At 36.7% G+C, this 8,366-nt stretch carries 9 protein-coding genes; 1 reads left to right on the top strand and 8 read right to left on the bottom strand.

The annotated features are described in order from the left end of the window. Positions 1–73 precede the first annotated feature (73 nt). Positions 74–775 (top strand): tetratricopeptide repeat protein, encoded by a 702-nt coding sequence (locus M0Q20_RS07540; protein WP_295060070.1) that lies wholly within the window; start codon positions 74–76, stop codon positions 773–775. A gap of 15 nt (positions 776–790) precedes the next feature. Here the strand turns inward: M0Q20_RS07540 and M0Q20_RS07535 are convergent, their stop codons facing one another. The 8 genes from M0Q20_RS07535 to M0Q20_RS07500 all read right to left on the bottom strand — a co-directional run bounded on the left by M0Q20_RS07535 (position 791) and on the right by M0Q20_RS07500 (position 8,360). After that, positions 791–1,480: a response regulator gene (locus M0Q20_RS07535; RefSeq protein ID WP_295060067.1), complete on the bottom strand. Its 690-nt coding sequence runs from the start codon at positions 1,478–1,480 to the stop codon at positions 791–793. After that, a complete protein-coding gene (locus M0Q20_RS07530) occupies positions 1,470–2,996 on the bottom strand; it encodes an ATP-binding protein (protein WP_295060064.1) in 1,527 nt (508 codons plus the stop codon). The genes M0Q20_RS07535 and M0Q20_RS07530 overlap by 11 nt, the downstream gene beginning before the upstream one ends. After that, the gene (cobA, locus tag M0Q20_RS07525; RefSeq protein ID WP_295060061.1) at positions 2,989–3,729 is read right to left on the bottom strand and encodes a uroporphyrinogen-III C-methyltransferase; all 741 of its coding nucleotides are present in this window, start codon (positions 3,727–3,729) and stop codon (positions 2,989–2,991) included. The genes M0Q20_RS07530 and cobA overlap by 8 nt, the downstream gene beginning before the upstream one ends. After that, the gene (locus tag M0Q20_RS07520; RefSeq protein ID WP_295060058.1) at positions 3,729–4,868 is read right to left on the bottom strand and encodes a cytochrome D1 domain-containing protein; all 1,140 of its coding nucleotides are present in this window, start codon (positions 4,866–4,868) and stop codon (positions 3,729–3,731) included. Before M0Q20_RS07520 ends, cobA begins: the two co-directional genes overlap by 1 nt. Further along, positions 4,868–5,989 (bottom strand): radical SAM protein, encoded by a 1,122-nt coding sequence (locus tag M0Q20_RS07515; protein WP_295060055.1) that lies wholly within the window; start codon positions 5,987–5,989, stop codon positions 4,868–4,870. Before M0Q20_RS07515 ends, M0Q20_RS07520 begins: the two co-directional genes overlap by 1 nt. After that, complete coding sequence (locus M0Q20_RS07510; protein ID WP_295060051.1) at positions 5,990–6,295, bottom strand: cytochrome c; 306 nt, start codon at positions 6,293–6,295, stop codon at positions 5,990–5,992. A gap of 197 nt (positions 6,296–6,492) precedes the next feature. Beyond that, the gene (locus M0Q20_RS07505; protein ID WP_295060048.1) at positions 6,493–8,133 is read right to left on the bottom strand and encodes a nitrite reductase; all 1,641 of its coding nucleotides are present in this window, start codon (positions 8,131–8,133) and stop codon (positions 6,493–6,495) included. 65 nt (positions 8,134–8,198) lie between these two features. Next, positions 8,199–8,360 carry a hypothetical protein gene (locus M0Q20_RS07500; RefSeq protein ID WP_295060046.1) on the bottom strand — a complete coding sequence of 54 codons (162 nt, stop codon included), beginning with the start codon at positions 8,358–8,360 and terminating at the stop codon, positions 8,199–8,201. Positions 8,361–8,366 lie beyond the last annotated feature (6 nt).

Raw genomic sequence — 8,366 nt, 5'->3', positions numbered from 1 at the left:
GAAAATTATAGATCAGTTACAAAAGATTAAAAAGTCCAATGTATAATAATGTATTAATATTAAAAGGGTGAATATGTTTAAGTTTATAATTGTGGGGTTTATGTTGCTTTTAAATCTTCAAGCGGACAATAAAGAGGCGCTTGAAGCATTTAAAAAGAGTGATTATGAGAGAGCATTTAAGATTTATGAGAAAAATGCAAAGAGCGGTGACGGAGTCGCACAAAGCGCACTTAGCTATCTCTACGCAAACGGCTTAGGAACAAAAAAAGATATTGAAAAATCTATACATTGGCTCGAAGAAGCGGCAAAGAGTGAAAATGCAAATGCACAGTATGATTTGGGTATGTTTTATCTGCGTGGCAATAATGTAAAAAAAGATAGCAAAAAAGCTTTTAAACTGCTAAGTAAATCCTCTGAGCAAAATAACACAAACGCTAAGTATGACTTGGCACTAATGTACTATAATGGCGAAGGAGTTGATTTAAATGTTACAAAATCAGCCGAGCTTCTAGAGAGTGCCGCAATCTCCGGACATAAAATAGCACAACAGAATGTTGGACGCGTCTATATGCAGTTGTTAAACTTTGATAAGGCAGCAGAATGGCTTGAGAAAAACGCAGCAGATGGAGATGAGAGTGTATATTATCTGCTTGCTGAGATATATTGTGAACAAGAGAAGTTTAATAAAGCAAAAAAATGGGCACAAAAAGCGATAGATAAGGGAAGTAAAGAGGCAGAGGAGCTATATAAAAAACATAAGCTTCAAGACTATTAGGGGTTTTTAAAACCCTTAAATAGGAATAACTTTATATCCTGAACCATATATATTGTGTATTACTCCCTCAGGCAGTTTTATGCGGATTCTCTTCATAAGAGAAGTAACGGCATGCGAGGAGAACTTTTTTTCATCTTTTTGCTCATGTAGGTATTTAAAAATATCTTCTGCTGAGAAACAGACATTTGGTTCTGAGAAGAGTAGCTTTAAGAGAAGACGCTCCATTTTTCTAAGCTTTATCTCTTTAGAGTTATCCCAAAGCGTATCTGTATCATAATCCCAATAAGTAGTATCGCTTACATAAACACGGTTAGTTGTCTTTCGAATAAGCTCAACGGTATCAAGTAAAATATTTTTGAGAGCATCAGTCTTTATCGGTTTGATAAGATATGATTCAAGATGAAGCTTTATTGCGTGAAGGAGTTTTTCTTGATCAGAGTGAGCGCTCATAACAATAATTTTACTCTCTTTATCATGCTCTCTTATCATGGCAATCATATCTAGACCGTCAAGATTTGGCATACTAATATCTGTTAAAATAATGTTTGGTCTCTTCTGCTTATATATATCATAAGCTTCATCCCCGCATGATGCAACATAGACTCTATGGAAGAATATTTGTAAATACTCCAAGAGAGCCTCTCGTAACTCCGTCTCATCCTCTGCTAACAATATAGATATATCTTTAATTTTTTCAATTTTCATTTTTTATCTTTATGCTGAATTGTGCTCCAAGTTTTTTGTGCTCGCTAGAGTAGACATTTTTTGCACCTAAAATTCCGTGCATATTCTCCTCTATAATCATTTTTGCTATATGAAGACCAAGCCCAGTTCCGATTGATTTATGTTTTGTAGTAAAGTATGGATCAAACAGTTTACTTAGATTTTCTTCATCAATTCCACCGCAATTATCTTCTATAATTAGAGTAATATACTCATCATCGCCATGCAGTGAGATTGTTACCTCTGGATTTGTGATTTTGTTTATTGAGATTAGGTCGTTTATGTTTGATAGTATTGAGACGACTACCTGTACAAACTCATTCATCAATCCATAAGCCTTGTAGCTATCTTTTAGTAGTAGATTTAGAGCAATACCTCTTTCGTTGGCCTTTAAGTTTACCAACTCAAGTGCTTTTTCTATTGCTTCGTTTAGACTAAACCATGCTTTCTCTCTATCAGGAGTGTAGTAATTCATAAAGTCTTCTATTGTTTCGGAGAGATATATTACGCGCTTTTCCATCTTTTGAAGCTTATCTGTTATCTCCTCTTTATTTAACATATCTGCTCTGTTTTTCTCTTTTAGTATTGCAAGCGATGTGTTTATAATTGCCAATGGCTGACGCCACTGGTGCGCTATATTTCCAATCATCTCTCCAATCTCCGCTCTCTTTGATTGCTCTAAGAGTAATAAACCATGCTCCTTTAGCGCCTTTTCTTTCTCTCTGAGTTCCTCTATAGTGTCGGTTAGCTCTTTATTATACTTCTCTTCTATGTATAGGCCACAATCGAGATTTTTCATATCTTGAATTAGTTTTGCTATATATTTTTTCTCTATAATAGAGCCATGTTGAGGAGCAATCATATCAATATCTAATTTTTCAATTCTCTTAAGTGCATAGTTAAAGATATCTTTGCTTGGCATATACTCCTGATGAAACTTTTTTGCTTTTAAGAAGTAGCTCTCATCTGCATAAAAATCCCAAGACTCTTCAAGACCGCCAAATATATCGCCAGAGAAAAGAGTTTTTGAGTTAGGGTCATAACTGACAAACGCTCCGGGAGAGTGACAGTATGGAGTTAATAAAAATTCAAGCTTAAAACCGCTGGAGGTCACTAGTTTGTTATCATGTTGATCAATATTATAGTAGCTAGAGCTTACAAGATAGTGCTTGATTAAGAGTGATGTTCTGGAGTGCGTAACTATTTGAAGGTCATCTCTGTTAATGAGCTTTTCTATCTCCGGTACAGCTGCTGCAAGGTCGGGGTCTTGATGATGAAGAATAATATATTTTATATCTCTCATATCTATAAGAGTTTTTATTTTTCTAACCGTTTCACTAAATTCAATCATAGAGCCCGGATCAATTAGAATGGATTCATCTCCATTTACAATTAGGTATGGGTGACACTGAAAAGGATCATTTTCTAGGTACATGCCGACCCAGTATATCTTTGGTGCGATTAAAACTGCTTGCGTTGTATCCGGGAGTTTAGACATTTTCCTCAAACCACTGCAACTGCTCTCTAAGCTCAACAACTCTTCCAACAACTATTAGAGCGGGAGTTGGAACATCTTTAGTCTTTTCTACAATATTTTCTAAGGTTCCAATAACGACAATTTGATCTTTTGTCGTTCCTTTTGATATAACAGCACATGGATAATCTTTCGCTTTTCCTATTTCGATAAGCTTTTTGCTTATCTTAGGAAGATTGTGAAGACCCATTAAAAATACGATTGTATCGTCAGTTTTAAATGTCTCCCAAGGAATCTGAGACTCTTTTTTATTTGGAGACTCATGCCCTGTAACAACTCTAAAACTAACAGAAACGCCGCGATGAGTTACCGGTATACCGGCATAAGCGGGAGCGCTAATAGAAGAGGTTATCCCGGGGATAACTTCATATCTAACACCTCTTTCTTGAATGTAAAGAGCCTCTTCCCCGCCTCGACCAAACACAAATGGATCTCCACCTTTAAGGCGCACAACGATGTCATACTTAAGAGCATTTTGATAAATTACTTCATTTATATCATCTTGAGGCATAATATGTCTGCCATCTTCTTTTCCGACATATACAAATTCACAGCCGCTTTTTGCCTCTTTTAAAATATCTGGATTTGCCAAACGGTCATAAATTATTACATCCGCCTCCTTAATGACCCTAAGTGCTTTTAGAGTCAACAGCTCAATATCTCCCGGACCTGCACCCGTTAAGTAGACCTTACCCATTACTTGTTTTCCTCTTCGTAGATAAATATACCGGATGGTTTTTGAATGTTGAATATTTCACGTGAGAGGTACCACTCTTTAGTGTTTATAACAGCAACTTTATTTGTGTCATTGACAGATATATAGAGGTTAGGTCTAAGATTTGACCATCTTACATGTAGAACTTTTCCGTCAAACTCAAATCTTTTGATAATCTCAAGAGTTTGAGTATCTATAATCTGAACAACAGGGAATTTGTCACCGCTAAAGGTAACTGCCATATATTTTTGATCAGGAGATAGCGCGGTAAAAACCGGAAGTCCTTCTGTCTCAATGCTTTTTACAAATTTAAAGTCAGGAGTATATGCAAGAACTTTATTATTACCTACAGCAGGTATGAAAACATGTCCGTCACTTATGCTCCAAAAGCCAAAGTGCGGAACTTTTAGTACAGGTTTTCTATCTTCGAGCAAAATATCTATTTTTGAGTATGTCATAGTATCGAGATCTACAACTCCATAAAAGTCACTATTGAAAAAACCGGTGATGAAATGGTTGTTTTTTATCATGGCATCAAAAGGCATAACGCCGACATCTTCAAACTCTTTATATATCTCAAAATCAGGAAGACCTTTACCTTCGTTTTTATCTTTTAACACGGTAATTTTGTCATTATTCATTTGAGAAAATACAAGGTAGTGCTTGTACTGCTTAATGCCGACATTTTTAGAGTTTGTTTCAAATGATTGTAAAGGGTTTAAGTCTCTATCTAAAATATCTACACTCTTTTTTGCATAGTTTGCAACGGCTATATAGTTTTTAGTAACCGTAAAACCGATAGCACTATCGCTTGTTTTATACTCTTTGATTATTTTTTCTTCTATAGGGTCAAATTTTATTATATAACCGTCACGGCTTATTACGTAACCATCATTTTCATAAAATTTTACAACGCCATGATTCATATCATGCATACCTTGCATATGATTTCTAGTTAGTCCCTGCTCTATAACGGCAAGAGAGCTACTCTCTCTCTCGACTACAAATATTTTATCATTGCCTCTTAGCTCTGCAAATATTGGATTAACTCCTTTTGCTTGAGCATTTACAAAAAGGGCTGCTACTAAAGCAGCAGCCGATATGATTTTATCTATTTTCATTAATTTTTCCTTCTTTCTTGCTCACTTAGGTAGCATGATGGATCTTCACTCCATAAATCGCCGGTAATAGCATAAGCTCTTGATCTTGAGCCGCCGTTACAAATATCTATCTGCTCACACTCCGCACATATACCGCTAATCTGCTTTCTTGGATGAATACGCAGCTGATCTAAGAGTTCACCGCTTTGCCAAATTTCGCCAAAATCTTTCTCTATAATGTTTCCGACTGTAAGTGGAAAGAATGGATCTGGACGCACATCGCCTTCACTATTTATATTTAGAAGTTTTCGGCCTGCACTATTTCCTCCCCAAGTGACAAGACGCTCTCTCATGCTCTCTTTGAGGTGTGGATATCTCTTTGCAAATCTATTTAAAAATAGTATCGCATCTTGTTCCATATTTCCGGTAACTATCTCTATATCTCTGCCTGTTTCATAATACTCAAATGCTTTGTCTAGTATGAACTCTACTGCCTCTCTTCTTTGCTCTTTTGAGAGGTCCATTTTCAGATTATCCAAGCCGCGTCCTGAGTATACAAGATGCGATATGTATATTTTTGGGATATTCTCTCTCTCTGCAAGATCAAAAATATACTCTAAAGAGTTAATCGTATCCTTTGTTATTGTAAAACGGATTCCTACTTTAGCTCCTGTTGCGTTTGCAAGCTGGACTGCTTTGAGTGTCTCTCTAAAGGCACCCTTTAGACCTCGGAAGTAGTCATGAGTAGGCTCATCTCCATCAATGCTCACTCCGACATAGTTGAAAGTATCTACTATTCGTTGTATATTTCCTTTTGTAAAGTAGAGACCGTTACTTGAAAGATAGGTGATAATTCCATTTGCTTTACAAAAGTCAGCAATCTCAAAAAGATCTTTTCTTGTAAGCGGCTCTCCTCCGGAGAAGATAATAAACTTAACACCGTTTGCTTTCATCTCTAAGATAGTCTTTTTAATCTGTTCTGTTGTAAGCGTATCAACCTCATCTAAAGTCGATTTTGAGTAGCAGTGAAGACATGAAAGATTACAGCGGTTTGTAAAGTTCCATATAGCAATTGAGCCATCTAAGACTCTCTCCGGCTTCCCCTCTACAACAGAAGATATAAGATTTGATAGCCTAAACATCTATTTACCTTTATACAAGAGAATGTATTTTGCGACTTCTTCTCTCTCTTTATCTGTTAATTTTAATTTTGTCATTACCGTTCGTTTATATCCAAAAGCTTTATACATGGACTCAGGGTCTAAAATATAAGCTTGAATCTCATCATAAGAGCGCTTGGATGCTATTTCGGCAAATGAAGGACCGAATGCTTCTGAGAGCTGATGATGACATCCCCAACAGTAAGTTTTAAACACTTTCTCACCATCTGCTTTATCAGCTGATAGAAGTGAGGTTAGAAGCAGTGAAATTAGTATACTTTTTTTCATTATTATCTCTTTATCTTGATGTATTTATTTTAGCTAAACAAAGCTTGAAATTTGGCTTATAATTGTCAAAAACTATTAATTTTACGCGGTGCTGTATAGTTGAGAAGCTTTAGGTGCTGTTATGTATATGATTGTTTAGTTAAGAAACTTAAATAGTATTATAAATTTTTCTCTCCGCGAAGGAGAGAGGGTGCAAATTATGCACCTGGAATAGTTTGTCTATGCTCGATAGAGTAAGTAAATGTAGGAGTTGTTAAACCAGTGATATACTTAACAAATTTACCGGTTTTAGCTTCATAAATACCGATACGACCTGCATTCCACTCAGAAATCATAGTCCAGTAACCGTGGTTAGCCGGCTCTGCATGAAGAATTCTTGGAACAACAGCATTGCCATCTGCATCTTTAACAGTTGGAACATCCCATCTGTATAGTACTTTATGAGTAACAGGATCTATAACAGTACCTTCTTTTGTACCAACAGTAAGAATTCTATCAACTTCAAGAGTTTGCTTGTTGATTAAATGAATTTGATTCCAAACTTCACTTGAACCAAGAACATTATCTGCCCATAGGAACGGAGTATGCTCAGAAGTACCGATGAATAGTCCACCGCCACCGATTGGGATTTGACGAATAACATCAAAGTTGCTGTCCCAGATAGTTACTTGACCTAAGTTCATGTTAACAGTAGCACCAAGTTGTTGACCTAGACCCTCGTTGTACCAAGACGAACCTTGACCCGGATGTGGCTTAGATGATGGACCTGTGTAGATTTTTGTAACTAAAGATTTAGTTTTAAAGTCTACAACACCAACAACGTCACTTCCTTGAGAAGCGATAAATAGGTAACGACCAATCTCTTTACCTTCATTTAAGAAACCATCATGAAGAATATCACCTATATTTGGAATATCTCCAACGATTGGAAAATCTGGCTTAGAGTAATCTATAATATAAACGTGACCGCCATCTTTAAGTGCAAATGCAATATAAGGACCGTATGGAGTGTCGAAAATACCAGCTACACGAGATGAGTCGATGTCACCGTTTGGCTTAATAACACTTGATGTAGGATAAACTTTTAACGGCTCTAACGTCATAGCATCCATAAGTACAGCACCACCTGGAACATAGTTTCCAGCCATTAGGTATTTACCATCTGGAGAAACCGCTAGACCACGAGAGTCAGAACCAACTTGAGTCTCAGCAATTTTTTGTTGACCTGGAGTATTAAGGTCGAACATTGTTACTAAACCTGAACGAGAGATTGAGTAAGCATAACGAGGCTGACGCTTATTTGTAACTGTTACGTGAACAGCAAAACCAGCTGGGTGCTTTGATAAAATTTTACCGCTTGTTCCATCAACGAATGCAACACGCTCAGCGTCACGCTCTGTTACGAAACAGATATCTGTAACTTTTTTAACATCTGCAGCATTTGGATATTTTGTGAAAAACTCCATTCTGTCATTAAGAGGCTTCCATCCTGCTTTAACTGTCTCAAGAGTTAGTTGCTTAATTACTCTACCTTTAAAGTGTTGGATATAGTCAACCATTTTATCAGCATCATCTTTAGTGAACTTATCTTTAAATGGAGGCATTGCAGTGCCGGCACGACCGTTTAAGATAACTTCTGCAAGCTCATAAGAGTTTTTCTTAGCAGTAACTGCAGGACGTAAATCAGATCCAACACCACCCTCTAAGTTAGGACCATGACAACCTTGACACTCTTTCTCAAAAACCTTCTCAACGTCCATGTTAGACGCTTGAAGAAGCATACCTGAACCAACAACAGCCATTGCAGCTACTGACATTACTAATTTATTTAATCCCATTTTATTTCTCCTTCTAAAATAGATAAACGTGCGGGCCCATGGGGCCCTGCACAACTAATGGTTAATTAACCCTCTTGCTCTAGACGAGCTTTCTCTTGTCTGTAAATCCAAAACATTGGAAGTACAATCAAAGTGTGTAAAAATATAGTTAAGGTTAATGGACCTTGAGCCAATGTACCGAAAAAACTTGGTACAACATCCACAAATGGTTCAAACATTACATTCATCTTATT

This window comes from Sulfurimonas sp. (assembly GCF_023229025.1).
GTDB lineage: Bacteria > Campylobacterota > Campylobacteria > Campylobacterales > Sulfurimonadaceae > Sulfurimonas.
Note: the sequence above shows the minus strand (reverse complement) of the source record. Positions and strands in the feature narration are given on the sequence as shown.

Excerpts from the sequence above, each read along its gene's own strand:
- M0Q20_RS07540 (WP_295060070.1), top strand. The coding sequence starts at position 74 with ATGTTTAAGTTTATAATTGTGGGGTTTATGTTGCTTTTAAATCTTCAA.
- M0Q20_RS07535 (WP_295060067.1), bottom strand. The coding sequence starts at position 1,480 with ATGAAAATTGAAAAAATTAAAGATATATCTATATTGTTAGCAGAGGAT.
- M0Q20_RS07530 (WP_295060064.1), bottom strand. The coding sequence starts at position 2,996 with ATGTCTAAACTCCCGGATACAACGCAAGCAGTTTTAATCGCACCAAAG.
- cobA (WP_295060061.1), bottom strand. The coding sequence starts at position 3,729 with ATGGGTAAGGTCTACTTAACGGGTGCAGGTCCGGGAGATATTGAGCTG.
- M0Q20_RS07520 (WP_295060058.1), bottom strand. The coding sequence starts at position 4,868 with ATGAAAATAGATAAAATCATATCGGCTGCTGCTTTAGTAGCAGCCCTT.
- M0Q20_RS07515 (WP_295060055.1), bottom strand. The coding sequence starts at position 5,989 with ATGTTTAGGCTATCAAATCTTATATCTTCTGTTGTAGAGGGGAAGCCG.
- M0Q20_RS07510 (WP_295060051.1), bottom strand. The coding sequence starts at position 6,295 with ATGAAAAAAAGTATACTAATTTCACTGCTTCTAACCTCACTTCTATCA.
- M0Q20_RS07505 (WP_295060048.1), bottom strand. The coding sequence starts at position 8,133 with ATGGGATTAAATAAATTAGTAATGTCAGTAGCTGCAATGGCTGTTGTT.
- M0Q20_RS07500 (WP_295060046.1), bottom strand. The coding sequence starts at position 8,360 with ATGAATGTAATGTTTGAACCATTTGTGGATGTTGTACCAAGTTTTTTC.